This is a genomic window from Streptomyces ureilyticus (assembly GCF_011045025.1).
Classification (GTDB): Bacteria; Actinomycetota; Actinomycetes; order Streptomycetales; family Streptomycetaceae; genus Streptomyces; species Streptomyces ureilyticus.
Window position 1 is genome coordinate 1 of record NZ_JAAKZX010000094.1, and the last position, 21,454, is coordinate 21,454.

At 68.6% G+C, this 21,454-nt stretch carries 25 protein-coding genes and 1 pseudogene; 17 read left to right on the plus strand and 9 right to left on the minus strand.

The annotated features are described in order from the left end of the window. Both G6048_RS26350 and G6048_RS26355 read left to right on the plus strand, forming a co-directional pair. Nucleotides 1-506: DUF445 domain-containing protein (locus tag G6048_RS26350; protein WP_165342074.1), on the plus strand; the 506-nt coding region annotated here is incomplete at its 5' end. A gap of 57 nt (nucleotides 507-563) precedes the next feature. Further along, nucleotides 564-2,072, plus strand: coding sequence for an MFS transporter (locus tag G6048_RS26355; RefSeq protein ID WP_165342075.1), 1,509 nt, complete (start codon nucleotides 564-566; stop codon nucleotides 2,070-2,072). A gap of 33 nt (nucleotides 2,073-2,105) precedes the next feature. Here the strand turns inward: G6048_RS26355 and G6048_RS26360 are convergent, their stop codons facing one another. Further along, nucleotides 2,106-3,392: an MFS transporter gene (locus G6048_RS26360; RefSeq protein ID WP_165342076.1), complete on the minus strand. Its 1,287-nt coding sequence runs from the start codon at nucleotides 3,390-3,392 to the stop codon at nucleotides 2,106-2,108. Between the two features lie 44 nt (nucleotides 3,393-3,436). On the opposite strand from G6048_RS26360, the gene G6048_RS26365 reads away from it, so the two are divergent. After that, nucleotides 3,437-4,492 carry a GlxA family transcriptional regulator gene (locus tag G6048_RS26365; protein ID WP_165342077.1) on the plus strand — a complete coding sequence of 352 codons (1,056 nt, stop codon included), beginning with the start codon at nucleotides 3,437-3,439 and terminating at the stop codon, nucleotides 4,490-4,492. Between the two features lie 33 nt (nucleotides 4,493-4,525). Further along, nucleotides 4,526-4,885 (plus strand): VOC family protein, encoded by a 360-nt coding sequence (locus tag G6048_RS26370; protein WP_165342078.1) that lies wholly within the window; start codon nucleotides 4,526-4,528, stop codon nucleotides 4,883-4,885. 39 nt (nucleotides 4,886-4,924) lie between these two features. Here G6048_RS26370 and G6048_RS26375 read toward each other — a convergent pair whose 3' ends face one another. Continuing rightward, on the minus strand, nucleotides 4,925-5,479 hold the full coding sequence (locus G6048_RS26375) for a DUF2269 family protein (protein ID WP_165342079.1): 555 nt from the start codon (nucleotides 5,477-5,479) through the stop codon (nucleotides 4,925-4,927). Nucleotides 5,480-5,643: 164 nt separating this feature from the next. On the opposite strand from G6048_RS26375, the gene G6048_RS26380 reads away from it, so the two are divergent. The 6 genes from G6048_RS26380 to G6048_RS26405 all read left to right on the plus strand — a co-directional run bounded on the left by G6048_RS26380 (nucleotide 5,644) and on the right by G6048_RS26405 (nucleotide 10,358). After that, nucleotides 5,644-6,630, plus strand: coding sequence for a GlxA family transcriptional regulator (locus tag G6048_RS26380; RefSeq protein ID WP_165342080.1), 987 nt, complete (start codon nucleotides 5,644-5,646; stop codon nucleotides 6,628-6,630). 63 nt (nucleotides 6,631-6,693) lie between these two features. Then, entirely contained in the window at nucleotides 6,694-7,035 is a 342-nt protein-coding gene (locus tag G6048_RS26385; protein ID WP_235990324.1) for an Hsp20/alpha crystallin family protein, read from the plus strand. 129 nt (nucleotides 7,036-7,164) lie between these two features. Further along, complete coding sequence (locus G6048_RS26390) at nucleotides 7,165-7,857, plus strand: HEAT repeat domain-containing protein (protein WP_235990325.1); 693 nt, start codon at nucleotides 7,165-7,167, stop codon at nucleotides 7,855-7,857. Further along, complete coding sequence (locus tag G6048_RS26395; RefSeq protein WP_165342081.1) at nucleotides 7,854-8,639, plus strand: alpha/beta fold hydrolase; 786 nt, start codon at nucleotides 7,854-7,856, stop codon at nucleotides 8,637-8,639. The genes G6048_RS26390 and G6048_RS26395 overlap by 4 nt, the downstream gene beginning before the upstream one ends. A gap of 41 nt (nucleotides 8,640-8,680) precedes the next feature. Beyond that, on the plus strand, nucleotides 8,681-9,517 hold the full coding sequence (locus G6048_RS26400) for an MOSC domain-containing protein (RefSeq protein ID WP_165342082.1): 837 nt from the start codon (nucleotides 8,681-8,683) through the stop codon (nucleotides 9,515-9,517). A gap of 382 nt (nucleotides 9,518-9,899) precedes the next feature. Then, nucleotides 9,900-10,358, plus strand: coding sequence for a hypothetical protein (locus G6048_RS26405; RefSeq protein WP_165342083.1), 459 nt, complete (start codon nucleotides 9,900-9,902; stop codon nucleotides 10,356-10,358). 682 nt (nucleotides 10,359-11,040) lie between these two features. Here G6048_RS26405 and G6048_RS26410 read toward each other — a convergent pair. The 3 genes from G6048_RS26410 to G6048_RS26420 all read right to left on the minus strand — a co-directional run bounded on the left by G6048_RS26410 (nucleotide 11,041) and on the right by G6048_RS26420 (nucleotide 13,240). Further along, entirely contained in the window at nucleotides 11,041-11,697 is a 657-nt protein-coding gene (locus tag G6048_RS26410) for a dihydrofolate reductase family protein (RefSeq protein ID WP_165342084.1), read from the minus strand. Between the two features lie 105 nt (nucleotides 11,698-11,802). Continuing rightward, nucleotides 11,803-12,300, minus strand: coding sequence for a PH domain-containing protein (locus G6048_RS26415; protein ID WP_165342085.1), 498 nt, complete (start codon nucleotides 12,298-12,300; stop codon nucleotides 11,803-11,805). Between the two features lie 97 nt (nucleotides 12,301-12,397). After that, on the minus strand, nucleotides 12,398-13,240 hold the full coding sequence (locus G6048_RS26420) for an SAM-dependent methyltransferase (RefSeq protein ID WP_165342086.1): 843 nt from the start codon (nucleotides 13,238-13,240) through the stop codon (nucleotides 12,398-12,400). Nucleotides 13,241-13,815: 575 nt separating this feature from the next. On the opposite strand from G6048_RS26420, the gene G6048_RS26425 reads away from it, so the two are divergent. Beyond that, the gene (locus tag G6048_RS26425) at nucleotides 13,816-14,283 is read left to right on the plus strand and encodes a hypothetical protein (RefSeq protein ID WP_165342087.1); all 468 of its coding nucleotides are present in this window, start codon (nucleotides 13,816-13,818) and stop codon (nucleotides 14,281-14,283) included. Between the two features lie 97 nt (nucleotides 14,284-14,380). Next, complete coding sequence (locus G6048_RS26430; protein ID WP_165342088.1) at nucleotides 14,381-14,719, plus strand: hypothetical protein; 339 nt, start codon at nucleotides 14,381-14,383, stop codon at nucleotides 14,717-14,719. 32 nt (nucleotides 14,720-14,751) lie between these two features. On the opposite strand, the gene G6048_RS26435 is transcribed toward G6048_RS26430, so the two are convergent. Further along, the gene (locus tag G6048_RS26435; RefSeq protein WP_165342089.1) at nucleotides 14,752-15,303 is read right to left on the minus strand and encodes a GNAT family N-acetyltransferase; all 552 of its coding nucleotides are present in this window, start codon (nucleotides 15,301-15,303) and stop codon (nucleotides 14,752-14,754) included. A gap of 165 nt (nucleotides 15,304-15,468) precedes the next feature. After that, on the minus strand, nucleotides 15,469-15,696 hold the full coding sequence (locus tag G6048_RS26440; protein ID WP_235990327.1) for an SDR family oxidoreductase: 228 nt from the start codon (nucleotides 15,694-15,696) through the stop codon (nucleotides 15,469-15,471). A gap of 189 nt (nucleotides 15,697-15,885) precedes the next feature. Here G6048_RS26440 and G6048_RS26445 point away from each other — a divergent pair, with 189 nt between their 5' ends. From G6048_RS26445 to G6048_RS26465, 5 genes and pseudogenes are all read left to right on the plus strand, one after another. Beyond that, nucleotides 15,886-16,704: a DUF1963 domain-containing protein gene (locus G6048_RS26445; RefSeq protein ID WP_165342090.1), complete on the plus strand. Its 819-nt coding sequence runs from the start codon at nucleotides 15,886-15,888 to the stop codon at nucleotides 16,702-16,704. Between the two features lie 349 nt (nucleotides 16,705-17,053). Continuing rightward, nucleotides 17,054-18,307 (plus strand): hypothetical protein, encoded by a 1,254-nt coding sequence (locus G6048_RS26450; RefSeq protein ID WP_165342091.1) that lies wholly within the window; start codon nucleotides 17,054-17,056, stop codon nucleotides 18,305-18,307. A 113-nt stretch (nucleotides 18,308-18,420) separates the two neighbouring features. Further along, nucleotides 18,421-18,618, plus strand: a pseudogene (locus G6048_RS49920) (hypothetical protein); the annotation flags it as partial. A 118-nt stretch (nucleotides 18,619-18,736) separates the two neighbouring features. Beyond that, nucleotides 18,737-19,420 (plus strand): MOSC domain-containing protein, encoded by a 684-nt coding sequence (locus G6048_RS26460; RefSeq protein ID WP_165342092.1) that lies wholly within the window; start codon nucleotides 18,737-18,739, stop codon nucleotides 19,418-19,420. Between the two features lie 139 nt (nucleotides 19,421-19,559). Continuing rightward, nucleotides 19,560-19,970: an NUDIX hydrolase gene (locus tag G6048_RS26465; RefSeq protein WP_165342093.1), complete on the plus strand. Its 411-nt coding sequence runs from the start codon at nucleotides 19,560-19,562 to the stop codon at nucleotides 19,968-19,970. Between the two features lie 259 nt (nucleotides 19,971-20,229). Here the strand turns inward: G6048_RS26465 and G6048_RS26470 are convergent, their stop codons facing one another. Further along, nucleotides 20,230-20,427 (minus strand): DUF397 domain-containing protein, encoded by a 198-nt coding sequence (locus G6048_RS26470; RefSeq protein WP_165342094.1) that lies wholly within the window; start codon nucleotides 20,425-20,427, stop codon nucleotides 20,230-20,232. Beyond that, on the minus strand, nucleotides 20,428-21,273 hold the full coding sequence (locus tag G6048_RS26475) for a helix-turn-helix domain-containing protein (protein WP_165342095.1): 846 nt from the start codon (nucleotides 21,271-21,273) through the stop codon (nucleotides 20,428-20,430). Nucleotides 21,274-21,454 lie beyond the last annotated feature (181 nt).

The window sequence follows — 21,454 nt, forward strand, 5'->3', positions numbered from 1 at the left end:
CCGCCCACCCGGCCCGCGGCGCCCTCGACCGCTTCCTCACCGACTTCGCCGCCGACCTGCAGTCCGACACCGACACCCGCGGACGTGTGGAGAACCTCAAGCGCGAGGTCCTCGGCCGCGGCGAGGTGCAGGACATCATCGCCTCCGCCTGGTCCTCCGTACGGCAGATGATCGTGTCCGCCGCCGAGGACGAGCGCAGCGAACTGCGGCTGCGGGTAAGGGCCTCGTTGCTGTCGCTCGGCCAGCGGATGTCCACCGAGCCGAGCCTCCAGTCGAAGATCGACGGCTGGGTCGAGGACGCGGCGGTGTACGTGGTGACGACGTACCGCGACGAGATCACCTCCCTCATCACGGACACCGTCGCGAGCTGGGACCCCGAGCACACCACCCGGAAGATCGAGGCGCACATCGGCCGCGACCTCCAGTTCATCCGCATCAACGGCACGGTGGTGGGCTCGCTGGCGGGGCTGGTCATCTATACGGTGTCGCGGGCGCTGGGGGCGTAAGCCCTCCCTCCTCGGGGACCCGTCCCGGGTTCGCTCGACGAGGAGGGAGCCGAGCCCATGTCCGCCACCGCGCCGCAGACCGGCAGTACCGTCACCACGGCCATCCCCGCCCGCCTCGACCGTCTCCCCTGGTCACGCTGGCACTGGACGGTGGTGATCGGCCTCGGCACGGTATGGATCCTCGACGGGTTAGAGGTCACCGTTGTCGGCAACATCGCCGGGCGCCTCTCGGAGGAGGGCAGCGGACTGCCGATCTCCTCCGCGCAGGTCACCGGCATCGCTGCCGCCCTCTATGTCGCCGGGGCCTGCTCGGGCGCACTGTTCTTCGGCCGGCTCACCGACCTCTTCGGCCGCAAGAAGCTGTTCATGGTCACGCTCGCCGTCTACCTGGGCGCCACGGCCCTGACCTCCGTCTCCTTCCACTCCTGGTGGTTCTTCGCCTTCCGGTTCCTCACCGGTTTCGGCATCGGCGGCGAGTACGCGGCGATCAACTCGGCGATCGACGAGCTGATCCCGTCCCAGTACCGCGGCCGGGTCGACCTGATCATCAACGGAAGCTTCTGGCTCGGCGCGATCGGCGGCTCGCTGCTGTCGATCGTCGCGCTGAACACGGACCTGTTCGCCATCAACGTCGGCTGGCGCCTCACCTTCGCCCTCGGCGTCGTCCTCGGCCTGGTCATCCTCCTCGTCCGCCGCAACGTTCCCGAAAGCCCACGCTGGCTCCTCATCCACGGCAAGGAGGAGGAGGCGGAACGGCTGGTCTCCTCTGTGGAGGAACAGGTCGCCGAGGAGCACACCGGCCGTGAACTGCCGCGCCCGGCGGGCGAGATCACCATCCGTCAGCGCGAGAGCATCGGCTTCGGCACCATCGCCCGTACGGTCTTCTCCCAGTACCGTCGGCGCGCCGTGCTCGGCTTCTCCCTCTTCATCGGCCAGGCGTTCCTCTACAACGCGATCACCTTCGGCTTCGGCGCCATCCTCACCACGTTCTTCGACGTCTCGACCTCCGACACCGGCTACTACTTCGCCGTCATCGCGGCCGGCAACTTCCTCGGCCCGCTCCTGCTCGGCAAGCTCTTCGACACCGTCGGCCGCCGGGTGATGATCTCGTCGACGTATCTGCTCTCCGGTCTGCTGCTGTTCGGCACGGCCTGGCTCTTCGACCGGGGCTCGCTGAGCGCGACGACCCTGACGGCCTGCTGGTGCGTGGTGCTGTTCTTCGCCTCGGCGGGCGCGTCCAGCGCGTACCTCACGGTCTCCGAGGTCTTCCCGATGGAGACCCGCGCCATGGCCATCGCCTTCTTCTACGCCATCGGCACCGCGGCCGGCGGCATCAGCGGCCCCCTGCTCTTCGCCAAGCTGACCGAGTCGGGCGTCGTCGCCGACACAGTCCTCGCCTTCCAGATCGGCGCCGCCCTGATGTGCGCGGCGGGGCTCGTGGCGGCGGCGCTGGCGATACGGGCCGAGCGGCGGTCTCTGGAGGACATCGCGCGCCCACTGACGGCGACGACCACGACAACGACGACCGCCATGGCTCCGGGGACGTCGGTGCGGTACGGCTCCTAGGCCCTCCCCGGGCTGCCGGTCCGGTACGGCTCCTTAAACCGCGGTGGTCAGTTCGTCCTGGGCCGGCCACCTGATCGTGAGGGCCATCAGCGCGCCCATCGCGCACAGCGCTCCCGCCGCCACCCACACCAGGTCGTACGAGCCGAAGGCGTCCCGGGCCGCGCCGCCGAGGAAGGCGACGAGGCCGGCGCCCAGTTGGTGGGCGGCGTTGACCCAGCCGAAGACGACCGGTGCGTCGGAGCCGTAATGCGCGCGGCACAGGGCGAGGGTCGGCGGGACCGTCGCCACGTCGAGCAGCCCGAAGACGATGACGAAGGTGACGATCGGCGGCCCGACGGTCGCGGTGAGGAGCAGCGGCAGCGCGAGGAGGGTGAGGCCGCGCAGGGCGTAGTACGTGGCGAGCAGCCGGCGCGCGTCGAGGCGGTCGGTCAGCAGGCCGGAGCCGACCGTCCCGGCCACGTTGAAGATCCCGATGAGCGACAGCAGCGAGGCGGCGACGGTCACCGGCATCCCGTGGTCGTGCGCGGCGGGCGCGAAGTGGGTCCACATGACGCCGTTGGTGGAGGCCCCGCAGACGGCGAAGGTGCCGGCGAGAAGCCAGAAGGGTGCCGTGCGGGTGGCGCGGGCGAGGACGCGGAAGGCACGTCGGGCGGCTCCCGGCACGGGCGCGGGCTTGGGCACGAACTCCCTCGCCCCGTACGGAGCTTGGCCCACGTCCGCAGGATGGTCCCGCAGCAGCAGCCATACGAGGGGCAGGGCGCCCGTCGCCGCCACGGCCAGGGCGAGCGCGGCGGCCCGCCAGCCGTACGCGCCGATCACCTCCGACAGCACCGGCAGGAACACGAACTGCCCCACCACGCTCGCCGCCGTCAGCAGCCCCGTGACCAGCCCGCGCCGCGCCACGAACCACCGCTCGGTGACCGTCGCCGCGAACGCCGTCGCCGTGGCACCCGTGCCGAGCCCCACCAACACGCCCCAGTACAGGATGAATTGGGCGGACGCGATCATGGTCGTGGTCAGCCCGGCACCCGCCGCGACGAGGGCGAGAGCGGTGCTCGCGACCCGCCGCATCCCGAACCGGTCCATCAGCGCGGCAGCGAACGGCGCCGTCGCCCCGTACAGCGCCATGCTCACGAACGTCCCGAGCCCGATCGTGCCCCGCGACCACCCGAACTCCTCGTGCAACGGCCCGACGAGCAGCCCCGCGAGGGTGGTGAACGCACCGGCGGTGACGAGGGCGAGGGCGGCGGCGGTGGCGACTATCCACGGCGTGCGGGTCGGGGTTCGGGCTTGGGGCTGGGTGGTTGCGTTCGTGGTCATGACGTCGAGCCTCCGTTTTCGGAGGTGTCGCAACGAGTGGCCAGATGGCCATGATGTGCAAGAATCTGGCCATGGTCGTGGCAGGAAGAGAAACGCACCGAGTGGCCGTCCTCGTCCGGGACGGCGTCCTGCCGATGGAGCTGGGCCTGGCCCACCAGCTGTTCGGCAACGCGACCTCACACTCGGGCCGGCCGCTCTACACGCTCCTGACCTGCGCCGTCACGCCCGGCATGATCCGTACGGACGCGGACTTCCCGATCTACGCGCCCCACGGCCCCGAGGCCCTCGCGACCGCCGACACGGTGATCGTCCCGTCGTCCCACGAGGAGGACGAGTACCTGAAGCCCGGCGGCCTGAGCGCGGAGCTGGCCGAAGTGCTGGACCGCGCTCGGGGCGCGCGTATCGCCTCCATCTGCACCGGCGCGTTTGTCCTCGCCGCGGCCGGACTCCTCGACGGCCTGCGGGCGACCACGCACTGGATGTCGACGGACCTTTTCGCGCGGACGTTCCCGGCGGTGAGCGTCGACCCCGACGTCCTGTACGTGGACGAGGACCGCGTACTGACCTCCGCGGGCGAGGCGGCCGGTATCGACCTGTGCCTGCACATGATCCGCCGGGACCACGGCGCGGCGATCGCGGCGAACGTGGCCCGCCGAACCGTCGTACCGCCGCACCGGGAGGGCGGCCAGGCGCAGTACATCCAACGCCCGGTCCCAGACGGCCAGTTGACGGACTCGACGACCGCCGCGTCACGTGCTTGGGCGCTCGCGAGGCTTGCCGACCCGCTGACCCTGCGCAAGCTGGCCGCGCGGGACGCCATGAGCGTCCGTACCTACAGCCGCCGCTTCCGCGAGGAGACCGGCCTCACGCCCATGCAGTGGCTCACCCAGCGCCGCGTCGACCGCGCGCGCGAACTGCTGGAACAGACCGACCACACCGTCGACCGCATCGCGGCAGAGGCGGGCTTCGGTACGGCCGCGTCCCTCCGGCAGCACTTCCACGCGGCGCTGGGGGTGTCGCCGGGGGCGTACCGGGCGACGTTCAGGGGCACAGTCGTAGGACCTGGGCCGGAGGGCCCGGACAGCAGGCCCGGACTGTAGGGCCGTAGATCTGAGAGGAGCTGATCAGGGCCGATGACCGTCCGCAGGATCGTCCCCGACTTCCCGGCCGACTCTGAGGAGTCGATGGCTCAAAGCCGTGATTTCTACGGCCGGTTGGGGCTCGAGGAGGTCATGAATCTCGGCTGGGTCATGACCCTCGCCTCCCCCTCCAACCCCACCGCGCAGATCATCTTCATCACCGAGGACCGCACCGCGCCGGTAGTCCCCGACATGAGCATCGAGGTCGAGGACGTCGACGCGGTGTACGCCGAGGTGGTCGCGTCGGGGGCCGAGATCGTACGGGACCTCCGGGACGAGGAGTGGGGTGTACGGCGCTTCTTCGTACGGGACCCGAACGGGCGCGTCGTGAACGTGCTCTCGCAGCCCGGCTGAGCAGGCGACTGGGGCCGGGGGTCGGGTCAGGCGGCCGGGTCAGGCGCCCGTGGTGGAGCCAGGGCGGACGATCATGAGGATGGTGACGGTCGCCCAGAGCAGGTTGAAGATGCCGGTGTACATGGCGAGTTGAGCGGTGGCGCGGGTATCCGGGGCCGTCTTGGTGGCGCCGGACACCTTTGTGGCCTTGTCGGCTCCGGCCGCCTCGGTGCTCTCGCCGGTGGCGGCTTCGCCGGTCTCGCCGACCTCGCCGGCCTCCGCCGCTTCGAGGAGTGCCTCTTGCCGGGGCAGGACTATGACGATGAGGGCGGCGGCCGCGAGTGCGGTGAGGGCGATCGAGACGATCAGCCAGGCGTCGCCCAGTACGCCCATGCTGCTGCCCGTGGCGAAGCCGAAGACGGGGACGGCGATGCCGACGGTGGCGTACACCCGGCAGATCCGGTGCAGCAGACGTACGGTCTCCAGCGCCCGCGGGTCACCCGGCTCGGCGAGCGCCCGGCGCACGGCGGGCGGGAACATGCTGGCGGCGACGGTGACGGGCCCGATGGCGACGATCGCTGCGAGGACGTGGATGGTGAGAAGGAACTTGGTCACGCCAGGACGGTAGGCGGCGTACGGGATCATCGAGAAGTGGCGGTATTGCCAGGGGTCAACGGATTCTCGCCAGGAGTCGGCCACCTTGGATTCCGTATCGCTTGCGCACCTTGAACAGTGACGCTCCCGTTGGCCAATTCCCGTGCCCCGCCTACCCTTTCGCCATGCACACCATGGCCGTACTCGCCCTCGACCAGGTCATCCCCTTCGACCTCTCCGCGCCGATCGACACGTTCGCGCGCGCCCGGCTGCCCGACGGCCGTGACGCCTACCGGGTGCGGGTCTGCGCGCCGCAGGAGGAGGTGAGCGCGGTCGCGTCGTCGGGGTCGGTGCACGCGGTCTCGTTCACGTTGCGGGCGCCGTACGGGCTTGAGGCGCTGGCCGAGGCCGACACGATCATCCTGCCCGGCACCGCCGACCCCACCGTCCCGCTGCCGCCCGGCGTACGGGAGGCGCTGTGCGCGGCCGCCGCGAACGGCACCCGGATCGCCTCCGTGTGCGTGGGCGCGTTCATCCTCGCCGCGACCGGGCTCCTGGACGGGCTGCGGGCGACCACCCACTGGCTGGCCGCCCCGCATCTGGCGGACATGTACCCGGAGGTGGAGGTCGACGCCAACGTCCTGTACGTGGACAACGGCCAGTTCCTCACCTCGGCGGGCTCCGCCGCCGCCCTCGACATGTGCCTGCACATGATCCGCAAGGACTACGGCTCGGCCGTCGCCGCGGACGCGGCCCGCCTCGCCGTCATGCCGCTCGAACGGGAGGGCGGCCAGGCCCAGTTCATCGTCCACGCGCAGCCCCCGGCCCCGTCCGGCGGCGCGCTGGAACCGCTGCTGCGGTGGCTGGAGGAGAACGCCGAGCACGACCTGACCCTCGACGACATCGCCGCCCACGCGGGCACCAGCGCGCGCACTCTCAACCGCCGCTTCCGCGAGCAGACCGGCACGACGCCGCTGCAGTGGCTGCACCGGGCACGGGTGCGCCGGGCCCAGTACCTCCTGGAGAACACCACGCATCCCGTCGAACGGATCGCCACGCAGGCGGGTTTCGGCTCCCCGACGGCGTTCCGGGACCGCTTCAAGAGGGTGGTGGGTACGAGTCCGCAGGCGTACCGGAGGGCGTTCCAGGGCGCGGCGGTGGGCGTGGACTGATGAAGGGCTTGCGAGTTCGACCGGCTCGCGCAGCAGGTCTTCAGCTCGGCACGCCCCGCGGCCATGCAGATGGACGCCTACCGGTCCGGTGACGACTTCATCGTCCACTTCGACCTCCCCGGCATCGACCCCGAGTCGATCGACCTGGACGTCGAACGGAACGTGCTGAACGTACGCGCCGAACGCCGTTCCCCCGCCCCCGAGGGCGCCGAGGTCGTCGTCACCGAGCGCCCCACCGGCACGTTCACCCGCCAGCTCTTCCTCGGCGAAACCCTCGACACGGAGCGCATCGACGCCTCGTACGACGCCGGGGTCCTGACCCTGCGCATCCCCGTGGCCGAACAGGCCAAGCCACGCCGGATCCAGATCTCGGGCGGCGGCTCCCGGAAGCAGCTGAACAGCTAGCTGAGCAGCTGAACGGCTGAACGGCTGAGCGGCTGAGCGGCTGAGCGGCTGACGAAAGCCGCGCCGCCCCGCGGGTTCGCCCCGTGGGGCGGCGCCCATCGCTAAATGAGTTGTTGACGCGGAGAGGACATGCGCAGACTCGTTGGGGAGCGAGTGGACGGGGAGCGTATGCCGACGACGGACTCACCCAAGGAAGCGCGGGCACGGGCGAGTGCACGGGACGACGTACAGGAAGTCGTGCGGGAAGAAGCCTCGGCGGGTGTACGGGCGGAAGCGCTGCGGGACGTACAGGCGGACACCCTGGTCCACGCCCTGAGCAGCGAGCCCCGCCGCCCCGAGGCCTTCCGCGAACTGTTGCGCCACGGCCCCGCCGCCATTCCCGCGATCCGCCGGGGCCTGCGTCACCCTCACCCCCGCGTACGCGAGCAGTGCTGCAACCTGCTGGACCACCTTCTCGTACCGGAGGTCCTGGACGACCTGATCGCCATGCTCGACGACCCGAACGCCCAGGTCCGGGTGGCCGTCCTGCACGCCCTGTCCTGCGACCGCTGCAAGACGGACGCCTGCCGCCCCGACAGCGCGCTGGTCCTCCCACGCGGCATCCACCTGCTGCACCACGACCCCGACGCCCACGTACGCGCCATGGCCGCGGAACTGGTGGCCCGCTGGGTCCACACCCACCCCGAAGCAGCGGCGGCTCTCACCCACACCCACGAAACGGACCCGTCCCCGACGGTCCGCAAGAAGGCAGGCTGGTACGCCCCTGGCGGTCCCATCCACCGCCGAACGGCGCCCCGACCGCGCCGGCGCGCCCGCCGATGACACACACCCCTGACACTCCTCCTGCCACCCCTGCCACTGGGCATGTCACCGCCCCTGACGGCACCCGCATCGCGTACAGCGACACCCAAAGTCAAGGCGGCTCCAGCCCGTCGTCCCCACTCCTCCTCCTGCACGGCCTGGCAGGCCACATGGGGGAGTGGGACGACCTGACGGCCCGCCTCCAGGCCGACGGCCGAAGGGTGGTGAGGTACGACGCCAGAGGCCACGCCGCCAGCACACGGCGCCCACGGGACATGACTCGGGCGTCCTGCGTGGCGGACGCCGTGGCCGTGATCGAGCACCTGTCCCTGGCCCCGGTGACGCTGGTGGGCCAGTCCCTGGGCGGCCACACGGCATTCCTCACCGCGGTGGCCCACCCACACCTCGTCGACACCCTGATCCTGATCGAGGCGGGCCCATCCGGACCGAGCCCCAACCTGCCGACGGAGATAGACAGTTGGCTGGACAAGTCCCCGGTGTCCTTCGTGGACCGGGACATGATGGTGGCCGCGGTGGCAGAACTGGCCGAGCGCTCGTACTGGGCCGAGTGGCAACAAGTCCGCTGCCCCACCTTCGTCGTACGCGGCGCACAGGGCACGATGCCGGCATCGGAGCTGACGGAGATGCGAAACCGACGCGCGACGTCGAAGACGAAGACGAAGACGAAGACGATGTCGATCGAGACCGAGGTCATCGAGGACGCGGGGCATGACGTGCACTTGGATCAGCCGGAGCGGTTGTACGGAGCGGTGCGGGGTTTTCTGGCACGGGGCACGGCATGAATGACGTACGGCATGAGCGACGTACGAGATAAGGGGAGCGCGTGGCCAGAGTCGTAGAGCTGTTGTATTACCCCGTCAAGGGGTGCGCCGGCGTCTCGGCGCACGACGCGGTGCTGACGCCCGCGGGGCTCGCGCACGACCGGAGCTTCATGGTCACCAGCGAGGAAGGCGTGTACCGCACGCAACGGCGCTGGCCGCGGCTGGCGCTGATCCGCCCCGGGATCAGCCCCGATGGGGAACGGCTCACCCTCCGCGCTCCCGGTCGTCCGTACGCGTTAAGCATCGACGTGGACGCATCCGGCCCGCGCCGGGACGTGAACCTGTTCGGCGCGACGTTCACGGGAATCGACCAGGGCGACGAAGCTGCCGCGTGGCTGTCCGAAGTCCTCGGCGCGCCGAGCCGCCTGGTACGCGTACCGCCCGAGCACGACCGGGTCACCGATGGCCGGATCCCCGGCACTTCGGGCTACGCCGACAGCAGCGCCGTCCACGTCCTGTCACGGTCCACCCTGGACCTGTTGAACGGACGGCTGACCGAACGCGGCGGCGATGCCCTCCCCATGGACCGTTTCCGCCCGAACATCGTCATCGGCGGCTGGGACGACCCCCACACCGAGGACCGCGTCCGCCGGATCACCATCGCCGACACGGAACTCGGCTACACCAAGCTCGCCATCCGCTGCGCCGTCACCCTGGTCGACCAGGAAGCCGGTACGAGGGCCGGCCCCGAACCCCTCCGCACCCTCGCGAGCTACCGCCGAGCCGTCTCGGGCGGGGGCGGCGTGGCCTTCGGCACCAAGTACGCCGTACTCCGGCCGGGGAAGCTGTCCGTGGGCGACGAGGTGCGGGTCACTTCGTGGGGTGAGGCGGAGTTGTAGTGCGGTGGCGGTGGCGGTGGCGGCCAATGGGGTGTGTGACTCTCGGCGTTCAGCCGGTCTTGCGAGCCACGCCTTCGTAGAAGCCGATCTACCGCCCCCGCCTCATCGACGGCCTCATCGCCAAGACCGGGCTCGACCTCCAACCGCCGTAACCTCAGCCGTTAAACATCTCTAGAACGAACAGCCCCTGCCGTGACCGCCGTCCCGGGCCCTGCCGCCGCGCCCGCTGATGTGCCGGTCGGCAATCGTCTGCGTGATCGGGCCGATTCGGACACGGTCAGAAGCGGTCATCCGTACGGCTCAGCAGCGCGTGCCCAGGCCGGGCTGTGTCCATACGGTCGCAGTGACGACCGCAGCGATCACGGGACGGAAGGGAAGGCCCATGGGCATACGCACCATGCTCGCCGCGACAACGATGGTTCTCGTGACCACCGGTCCCATGACGGGCCTCGCGCACGCACAACCTGACCTGGACTGCCGCGACTTCGCCTTCCAGGAAGACGCGCAGGCGGTACTGAACAGTGACCCCAGCGACCCGCACGACCTGGACGAGGACCAGGGGCCGGACGACGGCATCGCCTGTGAGGTACTGCCCCGCAGGAGCGCCCCCGGCCCGACCGTTCCCGTCGCGCCCACACCCACCGTCCGCCCGGTTACTCCCACAGCCACCGTCAGCCCCGTCACTCCCACCCGCGGCACCGACGCCGGCGTCGGCGGCAGCACGGGGCCGGCCGGATTCGAACAGGCTGTGGGCGCGTGCATGGCCGTCGGCTCTCTTGGACTGGTGGCAGCGTATGGGGTCCGGCGACGCCGACGTCCCTCCGGAGCGCGAAGGATTTGACGCTCAGTGGTCCATCGGATCCAGCAGCTCCGGTGTGCCGTCCACCAGGCTCCGCGACCACGTCTGGCTTGTCGGTGACCTTCGTTCAGTGCGCCGCGAAGATCTCGTAGATCCGGCGCCCGAGCAGGAAGGGCGTCGGCCGCCCGAACCACTCCGCGGACAGCGTGCCGTGGTCGTGGTCGATGCACGGCCCCTGCCAGCCACCATGCTCGAGGGCGCCGTCGCAATCCTCGTCCCGGAGCCCTGGGGCCTGTAGTCGGACGTCCAGGCGAGGTCCCGGTCCTGCTGGCGAGCCTGGTGCAGGAGGCCGCGGATGAGCTGGCTGCCGATGCGCGTGCCTGGTAGTCGGGGTGGAGCTCGATCCGCGCCAGGTAGATCTCGGTTGGCCAGTGTTCGACGTGGAGCGGGCGTGTCTCCGTGCCGTCGGCAGTGATGATCTGCCATCGGTCCGAGGTGAACACGCGGGCGTGGAAGTCGCGTTGCATCCGCTCCTCCCAGCCCCACTTACGTCGAGTTGTGACGGCTGTCGTGGGCTGCGCTATGCCGGGACGATGAGGTGTCCCGATGGCGGTGGATTGACAGCCGAGGAACGGGCTCGACCTTCAAGCGCCGTAACCTCAGCCGTTAAAGATCTCTAGACGGGTGACATTTCGGTGACCGCCGAATTGTTGTGTCACCTGCTTCAGTCGCCAGTGCCAGTGCCAGTGCCAGTGCCAGTGCCAGTGCCCGTGCCTGTGTCCGTCGCGTACTGCGGGCGCCCCGTGGGCCGGTAGACCTGGATCGTCACCCCGTTCGAGGTGGCCTGCGATTCGACCAGGTCGAGTGCTGTGTCCGGGCCGGTGGCGGGGAACAGCCGCGTGCCCTGGCCGACGACCACGGGATAGGTGAACAGGGTGATCTCGTCGACCAGTTGGTGGTCGAGGAGCCAGCGGACCAGGGCGCCGCTGCCGTGCACCTGCAGCTCACCCGCCGGCTTGGTCTTCAGTTCCGCGATGGCCGCCGCGAGGTCATCGGAGAGGACGGCCGTGTCCGCCCATTGCGGGTCGGTGAGTGTGGTCGACGCGACGTACTTGGGCCGCGTGTTCAACGCCGATGCGATGGGGTTGTCCGGATCACCGATGGCTCCCCAGTGGCCGGCGAAGATCTCGTAGGTCCGCCGGCCGAACAGGAACGCGTCGGCGCGCTGATAGATCCGGCCGAGCAACGCGGCGGCCTCGTCGTCGAACAGCGGCAGAGCCCATCCGCCGCGCTCGAACCCGCACCTGCGGTCCTCATCCGACCCGCCGAGCCCCTGCATCACTCCGTCGACGGAGACGTTCGTCACGGTCGTCAGCTTCATGGGTTCGTCCTGTCTCTCGCGGTTCCCTCGCGGTGGTCTTTCTACCTATGACCGCCCCGGGGCGCGGATCTCATCGGTCGAGCGCGGACCGGCCGTGCAGGCGCATCAAGAGGTGGCGGTGCCTTCCCCGTGTGGCGGTGGCGACCAGTCGGGGCCGCGCCGGCTCTCCCACAGCCCGCGCAGCAGTTGCACCTCTTCCGAAAACGAGTCGATGTCCCGAGAGTTGACGTGCGGCAGGCTGATATGGCGGCCGGGAATATGGATCACGACCGCCTGAGCCTTCTTTGTGGAGCCTCTGATCTCGATCTCCTCGATGTCCTCCCAAGCGATCTGCTCGGTCCCGCCGAAGAGGGCGCGGATCTCGATGTGATCGGGGGTGGTGATGGTGGCGTTCCGCTTGGCCGAGGCATAGCCAAAGGCCGACGAAGCGACGACGGCCAGGTTGACCACCATCCAGGGGGAGCCTTCTCCGTATTCCACCAACAGGAACAGTTGGGCGAGCAGGCCGATACTGAAGCAGATGCCAAAGTACAGCCAGACCGGATACATGCGCCGAGTCGCCGGCCCAGCACGGTAGGTCCGAAAGTGCGATTCGTTCGTCATGGCGCGCCACGGTAAGCCAGGTGTCCTGGGACCCGTCCCGGCCTGCGGCCACTGTCCCGCCTACTCCGCGTCCCCCGAGACCTCGTACGCCCCGGCGTCAGGGCTTGCGCGCAACCCCGCCGTATTCGTTCACTTCCGGCGGCAGCCCACCAGCCCCGTCGCCGTCACCGCCACCGCCAGCGAAGTCGAGCCGCCACCGCGAGCACGAGACCACCCCTGGTTCCACCAGCTCCAGCCCGTCGTAGTAACGCTCGATCTGCTCGGGGCTGCGGAGGATGTACGGAGCACCGCTGATCTCGTTGTAGCGCCGAGTGGCCTCGTTGTAGACCTCGTTGGTGTTGCCCCCGTCGTAGTGCACCAGGTAACTGCCGGACGGCAGCCCCGCCACCAGCCGCCGCACGATCGAGCAGGCCTCGTCGTGGTCCTCGACAAGCCCCAGGATGCCCATCAACATCAGCGCGACGGGCCGGGTGAAGTCCAAGGCATCCCTGGCCGCCTCCAGGATCCGCTCCGGCTCCCGCAGATCGGCGTCGATGTACAGCGTGGACCCCTCCTGCGTGGTGCTGGTGAGCAGGGCCTGGGCATGCGCCAGTACGAGCGGATCGTTGTCGACGTACACGACCCGCGCGTCGGGGGCCACCCGCTGTGCCACCTCATGGGTGTTGTCCACCGTGGGCAGCCCGGTCCCGACATCGAGGAACTGCCGGATCCCCCGCTCTCCCGCCAGAAACCGCACCGCCCGTACGAGGAAGTACCTGCTGGCCCGGGCCTCCTCCTCGATCCCCGGAAACAGCTCCTTGAACGCGTCCCCGGCCGCCCGGTCCACCTCGTAGTTGTCCTTGCCGCCCAGCCAGTAGTTCCAGATCCGCGCCGACTGCGGCGCCGTAGTGTCGATCTTGGACAACGCCCGCTGCGCAGGGTCTGTCGACCCGTCAGTCATAGCCACTCCCATAGTGTGCGCGTCCCCCCAACGTAGGACCGGGAGTCGCCTTCCACCACTACGCCCTCAGCCAACACGGGGGCGCTGTACGGCAGTTACGAGCACGCGGGCCGGTCATTGCGGGATTACTCGGGACTACTACTACTCCGGTGTCGCAGCCGACTGGGTCTGGGAGTTGAAGACCAGCTCCCACAAGTGCCCTCGGTATCGGTGAAGTAGCCCATGTACGAATCCGATTCAGTACGACACCACGGTCCGTCCCTCGGGCAGGCACGGCTGAAGACCTGGCGGATCCTCCGCAGACTCGTGTCCCAAATCACATATGCACGGCTTGTGATGACAGCGTGGGTGGAATGCCGCTTCTGCCGCCATCTGGCCTACGTGAGACCGAGGGGAGTCGATTACCCGCTGTCGATCAACTGCTCCCTGACTCTGACTCATACCGGAAATGGCTTCCTGGCAGGAATACGCACCCCTAGGCTGATCAACGAAACGGGGATCGGGGGAACTTCCGTGCGACTGACCGCGTGCGGCCCTCAACCCCTCACCTGTGCAAAGCAGAGGGGAAATCGTTAATGAAGACCACCAGCCGTACCGGCAAGGCTGCCGCAACCGGCATCTTCGCCGTCGCTCTCGTGGCAACGTCAGGCGCCGCATCCGTCGCCACCGCCCAGGGCAGCCAGGACGTATCACGGCAGACAGCCGGCGTGAGGGCGGACAGTATCGCCGCGAAGTGCAGGAATCACGGCAGGAACTACGTCGTGCGAGAGTACTTCCGGGGTCCTGCCCGGTACACGCTCCGGTGTGGGACCAGCACGTGGGGATGGAAGCACATCCAGCACCGGTGGAACACCAGGTTCGACAACAAGATCAGCAACACCATCGCCAACGGGCGACAGAACTACGTCCCCAACGGCTTCTCCCTCTGGACTTTGCCGCCGTGCAGCGAGGAAACGTTCCGCGTGCTCATAGGAACCCCCGCGGGCGGAAATGACATCCGCACCGCATACAAGGTCACAGACCGTTCCGCATCGCGCTGCTAAGCCTACGGACAAAGTTGTGCGGGTCAGCGGCCTGAGAATGACCCGCACAACGATCCCGTCAATCGCGCACTTAGGGTGAAGGGAGAGGGGAAAGTTCATGCCGGAGCGGTCTCCAGCAGAACGGGTGCTCGCCCGCTCGTTTACCCAAGGACGCACGAGATTCAACGTCCGCGACCTGCAGATCGACCACCACCAGGACCGCAGCGTGACGATGACGTACCGGCTCGACATCGCGGAGCCGAATCGCCTGGAAGAACGCTGGGAAATCGCGCTGCCGTGGAGCGACAAGTCCTTCGTGGACGTCTTCACCTCACCCGCACCCGAGCCTGGTCGACTGGAGATGCTGACCTCCTTGGTCCGCAGCCTCCTAGGGGAGTGGTGGGAGACCAAGGGCTATGAGCGACAGGCGGCGAAGATGGGGCGCCGCTTGTACTGAGCTGGATCTTCGCCGGGGTTCGCCCGTGACGGTCACGCCTGGTGCAGCGGGTCGCGCATCATCGAGGCGAACACGGGGGAGTCGGGAAACGGCTGCTGCTCACCGATCTTCTCGTACCCCCAACGCTCATATACGGCTTGGACTTTGCCGTCTCCTGCCATCGGGTTGGCCAGCAGCGTGACTCGCTCTTCGCCTCTGCCCGCCAGCAGTTGTTCGTGGATGCGGTGAGCGAGGCCGGTGCCGCGCCACGGGCGTCGGAGCACGATCTCGTTCAGCGCGAGGGTGCGCTTGCCTGTCTCGATCGTGTATCCGCCGGGCAGCGGGGCGGTCATGGATGTCCACCAGCGGGTGTCGGGGCCGAGCGGGGTGGCGTATGCGAAGCCTGCGGGCTCGGTGCCGTCGTACGCGATGACCGCTTCCCAGCCGGGTTCCGTACGGTGGCTGGTCAGACGGTCGTTGAAGCGTTCGGCGGAGTAAAAGGACCCGGTGAGGCCCAAGTCGCTCTGGCGGACCTCGACATGGATGTCCACGATCGTCTGCCGCACCTGGTCGATGTTGGTGCAGTGCCGCAGATCCAGGCTCACAGGGGCTCCCTTTCGGTTGGCGATTGATACGTACCTACCCCGTATGACGCTCGCGGCCGCTGCAACTCGATCCGCCGACCCGCGAGTTGAACCGATCGACGCCGCTCTCGAGCACGTGGAGCAGTCCTTTCGAGTCCGCCCGGGCTACGCCCGGCGTGGAGCCGGTTACGTCAGTTCCAGACCGCCGTCGACGGTGAGGACCTGGCCGGTGAGCCACGTACTGGCTGGATCAGCCAGGCGCAGGATCCAGGGGGCGATCTCGCGTGGGTCGCCGCGACGGCCGAGAGGGATGCGGGCGGCCTCCTCCTGCTTGATCTGCTCGACGGTCGCCGCGGGCAGCCCGGCCGCGGCCAGGGCCTGGCTCTCGGTCGGCCCGGGAGAGTCACGTTGCAAGTGGCCGTACGTGGGGAATGGTGAATTCTGAGAACTTTGTCGGAGCGCGAGAGCAATCTGGCTTTCGCGTATATTTCGCGTATATAACGACAGGCGTTGTCGACGCCGCGCATAGGGAAGGAGCGTCGCAGCAATTGGCACTCAGTATGAGGGCGTGTATGGCATGAGCTGACACACTATAGTTCCCGCATGACGCCTGAGATATTGGACAAACTGGACCGGTACCGTGCGGAGATGGTGAGGCGGAATATCCCCTCCGGCGTCGTGGAACAGTGGATAGGTGCCGCCCTCCCTTGTGCGACCCTGACGCTGGACGGGGACGGGCCCGTCGTGGGCCGCTATGGCGGCCCCGTGCTACTTCCTCCCGGCGCCCCAGGCCCCGAGTTTCCATTCGTCGCCTCGCTTAATTGTGCAGATCTGCCCGAAAAGGTGACGGGACTTCCACTGCCGCCCGACGGTCGTCTGCTGCTCTTCGCGTTCCCCGACCTGGACGGTGGCGGTCAAGTGATGTACGTCCCTGAGGGGGCGGCCGTCGAAAAACGGGCAATTACCTTCGAGTACTACGACGAGGATCCGGATTGCCTGGAGATATCAGAGCAATACCCGCAGGGGGACCTGCGCATGGCCGCCGATGTGTCCCTGCCGTTCCACACCTCGAAGGCGAAGGCCACGGACCATGGCTGGCGGGGCGAGGACCTTCCCTGGGCTCCCTACGCGAGCATCCACTCGGATTTGTGGAACGTCGTGGACGGCCGTGAATTCCCCCGCGGCGGGTGGGTGCAAGTGGGCGGGTACGCCCGGGAGGAATGCATGGACGTGAACCCCGTAGAAACGGCTGCGATCTCCTCGGATGAGACCTGGGACCTTGAGGACTGGGTGCTGTTGGCGGACTGGAATCCCAGCATCGAGGGCAGGGAAGGCTTTTCACTTCACTGGGCGATCCGGAGGCAGGAGCTGGCCGCCCGACGCTTCGAGCGAGTATCTGAGTCGATGCACTGGAACCCGTGAAAAGAACTCACCGCCTGGAGGTGTTGGTCTGAGCTGGGTGCCCGCGCGCGTGAGTACGTTGTGGCAAAACGGAATCCGAGTTCCCTACTGAGGGCGAGGGAAGACGCTGTCCGCCGGCCGGCGGGCAGTCAACCGATCCCTGGGTTGCGAGTCGGCGAAGGACCGTTGGGAGGGGTGGATTCCGGGCGATCGTTGAGCCATGCCGAAACTTGCCGACCAGCAGCCCTCCCACGGAGAGGGCGTTTTCCTGGCAGTCCACACGCTGGGGTACTGGCCCTGACCCAGAGGCAGTCACAGCTTCCTGACAGACCCTGCTGAGGCGGATGTTCCGCCCGTACCGTCGAGCGGTATGAGCCGAGGTCGGGTACTGGCGTTTCTGCTCGCAGGCGCGGTGACCGCGGTGCTCGTCGTTCTGGGAGTCAGCCAGCAGACGTCAGGCACGAAGGGCACGGACGGGACGGGCGGGGCGAAGGGGAAGGGGACGGGGCCCTTCACGATCGCCGTCGTCACCCGCGACGCCGGCCAGGACCGTGCCGGTGCGGCCCGCGTCGCTCTCGCCGAGCTGCGGGATCTGCTGCGCGACAACAAGGCAGAGGGCAGGCTGCCGCTGGAGTTCGTCGCCGTGGCCCCGAGGGACGGCCTGACGCTCGACAGGCTGCGGCGGGACCATCCGCGGCTCGTGGCGGCCATCGCCGACGACGCCGACCTGGACATCATGGACCAACTCGGCGCACCGGAACCGGTGGTCGGGACCTGCCGCTGGGAGAACCCGCCCGGCCTCAGCCGCAGCTTCCAGTGGACCGTCGCCCCGGAGATCACCGATGTGGGCTGGCAAGTGCGGGCCTACCTGGGCAAGAAGCACCGCACGCAGCAGGTGGTCGTCTTCGGCGCCTACGGCTCCGACGCCATCGAGGCAGAGCAGCTGGGGCAGGGCGCACCCGGCCCGGAGTGGGAGGATCCGAAGCTGCCCCCGACGGCGGTGCACATCAAAAGACCGGGCGCGATGTCCGCCCCGGAGCTGCGCTCGGCCCTCTCCGGCGGGCGCGGCGACGCCGTGTATCTCGCTGGTTCGAGCTTCACTCTCAGAGACGACCTGCGCGCCTTGGCCCGCGCCGGCTTCCGCGGCCCCGTGCTGTACACCCCTTGGCTGCTCAACACCTGCGTGAAGGCGGAGCGTGAGGATCCGGGCCAGGTCCCGGACGGCATCACCCTGTACCGCGTCGGCACGGCCGGGCCCGGCGCCGTACGGGCCGAGGACTGCGTCAAGGGTGAAACGGAGTTCTGTCCGTATCTCCTGCGGTTGCCCGACAGGCCCGGCGCCCTGGAGGAGTACGAGGCGGCGCAGACGCTGATCCGGGTGTACCGGACCGTGTGGGTCGAGGGCCGCGGAACCACGCCGTCCGACCCGGAGGAGATGGCCTCGGCGCTCCAGGGGAGCCTCAACGGGCAGATCGTGCGCGGCCTTTCGGGCTGGTTCGAGGTGGGCGGCCCACCCGGGGACGGCCACACGCTCGGCTTCGGACACGACATATGGCTGGAGCGGTGGGCGGCTGGGGACGGGGGCTGGACCGTCCTCGGGCCGGTCTCCGCCGAGTACGGGTAGGGGGGCGGGCCGCGCGCGCCGTACGGCTCCTGCCGAAGGCGTCAGCGGCCGCCGCTCCTCCTGAGCGTTCGGCGGTGTAGAAGGCCCGGTGAGCCCCGAGTCGCGCTGAAGGACCTCGACATGAGCGGCGCCGTGACTTCGAGAGCCGGGACGGCCAGCTGATGACGCTGTTCGTCTGCTCGAAGATCCTCGGACCGGCAGCCCACCCCGCAGATCCTCGACTGGGGCCGGCGCGCCGGATGGCGGAGCAGGTTGTGGTGGAGCTACAGGTGGACCACCGCCGCAAGCCGCCACGACGGGGCTGCTCGTAGACGTCACAGCCAGGGGCGGTGGAACGACGGCATGCCCCCAGTACGGTGATCGTCGCTGTGCTTGCCGGGGCAGCCGTCGACAACGGTCGCCGGACCGCTGGGATGAAGGGGGCGATGGATGCGGGTCGACCAACTGTGGCGATATCCGGTGAAGTCGGTGGGTGGTGAGCGACTGACCGCCGCCACGATCGGTGTGCTCGGAATCGAGGGTGACCGGGGCATCGCCATCCACGACGAGCGGGAAGAGGTCACCTGGGCCGGTGCGGTTCCGGCGCTTATGCGATTGCGGGCGGTCACCCTCGGGCCGGGCGTGGCCGAGCTGGTTCTGCCGGACGGCCGGCGGTTCCGCTCCGATGCGCCTGACGCTGCCAGTCGGCTCAGTGCGGCTGTACAGGCCAAGGTCACGCTGGCCGAGCACCAGCCGCACCGGCCTGACACCGCGCTCCATGTATTGACAACGACGGCGCTGCGCAGCCTCGGCTCGACGCTGCCGGACAGTGCGATAGACGCCAGCCGGTTCCGGCCCAACCTGGTGCTCGACGACGTGCCCGGCGACCACGCGACCGGGTACCCCGAGCACGATTGGATCGGCCGCCGGATGGCCATCGGCACGCTGCGGTTGCGCTTCACCGAGGGGTGCGACCGCTGCGTGATGATCACCAAGGAGACTCCGACTGTCCCGCATGACCGCTCCGTGCTGCGCTGGGTCGCCCGCGAGCTCGGCAACGCCCTCGGCGTGTACGCGGCGGTCGAGAAACCCGGCCATGTCCGTATCGGGGACAAGGCCCGCTGGCTCGACTGAACCGGCCATCTGGCGATCGAGGCCGCCGGGCTCGCCCGCCAGGAGATGGCCGACACCGCCCTACGCAACTGGTCGCTCACCTGAGAACGACCCGGAGTACGATCTTCCCGCCCCTTCTCGCCGTGTTGGAGGAGCAGACGTGACGCAGCAGAACGCAGACGAGCGACTGGGCATCGCCGCTGCGATCGTCGTCCACGAGGACCGCGTGCTCATGGTGCGGCGCCGCGTCAGCGAGGGCCAGCTCTCCTGGCAGTTCCCCGCGGGCGAGGTCGAGCCAGGGGAAGCGCGCGAAGACGCCGCCGTGCGCGAAACGAAGGAGGAGACCGGCCTGGACGTGGCCGCCGTCAAGCTCCTCGGCGAACGGGTCCACCCGAAGACGGGTCGGCTGATGTCGTACACCGCCTGCGAGGTCGTGGGCGGTGCGGCCTACGTCGCAGACGCCGACGAGCTGGCCGAACTCGCGTGGGTGGCGCTCGCCGACATCCCCAACTACGTGCCGTACGGGCTCTACGAGCCGGTGCAGCAGCACCTGGATGCCGCTCTGAGGTAACTCGCCGGTCTGACGACCACTGTGGGGCCCTGCGGTCAGCCCAGGGCCCCACTTGTCGGCCGCTCCTACTACCGCCAGGGGCGGTTGTCCCGTACCGGAGTGGTGTGGAAGGGGCGGTCGGCTGCGGTACGGGCGGCGTCGCACTGCCTGCAGCCGATATCCACGTGGCGGTGCGTCGGCGGGCGGCTTCGGCGCGGCGGTTGGGTGCCGGGGTTGCCGCCGGTGCCGGAATCGTCCAACTCCCTCTCCCGGAGGGGGCCTAGTCCGGCCGAGCAGTCAAGAACCTGCCCCACGCCTCCGCCGATATCGCGACGTGAGGCCCCTCCGGCCGCTTGGAGTCCCGTACCAGCACGCCGGCCGGTACGAAGGCGGCCTCCACGCACTCGGTTGTGTTGGCGCCGCTGTACGAGGACTTGAACCAGGCGTGGACAGGAGAGAGTTGAGGGGCGGCGGGCATTCATAGCTCCTTGCGGATGCGGTGGATCATGGAGGAGGAAGCCTCCATGTCCAACGCTTGTGCGCGGAGGTACTCGAACGCAAGTCGGTAACGCTCCAGTTCTTCGTCCTTCTCGAGGAACAGCGACCCAGTGTGGAAGTCCACGTACACGACGTCGAGGGTGGGTTCGCTGCCTCCGATGATCACGAAACTTCCGAGGGCTGCGCCGTGGGCCCCTTTGGAGAACGGAAGTACCTGGAGCGTGATGTGCGTGGACTCGGTCGCTTCGAGGAGCCGGTCGAGCTGCTCCTTCATGATGTCCGGCGAACCGACGACCCGACGGATCACGGACTCATCGAGAATCGCCCACAGCCGAGGGGGCTTTGGCCGGGTGAGGATCTCCTGCCGCTTCATACGGATGTCCACGAGCCGCTCGATCTCGGTCGGCGCCAGGCGTACTTCGTTGGCCTGTTGCAGAGCCGTGCTGTAGCCGCGCGTCTGCAGGAGCCCGGGAACGTAGACGCAGGAGAAGTGGTCCTCGCGTACGGCCTCGTCCTCCAGGGTGAGCAGCAGGTTCATGCTCTCCGGGATCGAGTCGGCGAAGGAACTCCACCAGCCCTGTTGCTTAGCGTCCTTGGCGAGTCCCACAACTGCCGTACGTTCCGCATCACTTGCCCCATACTCGCGGCAGAGCGCGTCCACCACCAGCCACTTGACCGGTCCGGCCTGGGTCTCGTACCGACTGATCGTGGCCTTGGAAGCTCCGACGAGCCGCCCTGCCTCCTCAAGAGTCAGCCCCTTGCGAGCCCGAAGTTTGCGCATCATCGCGCCCAGTTGGCGGCGCCGTGTTGTGGTGCGGACCGACATGCGACTCCTCTCCGCGTGCGCCGGGCGCCCGCCCGGAGATGCCAATCAGGCTAGGCAGCACGGAAGTTGAAGGACCAGCAGATTCACTCGATAGATTCTCGTGAGAAGTTACATGGCAAGACTTCTCTGTGTCATGCTCCTCTACAGATCGCTACGCAGTGCAGTCGTGCGAACACGGCGG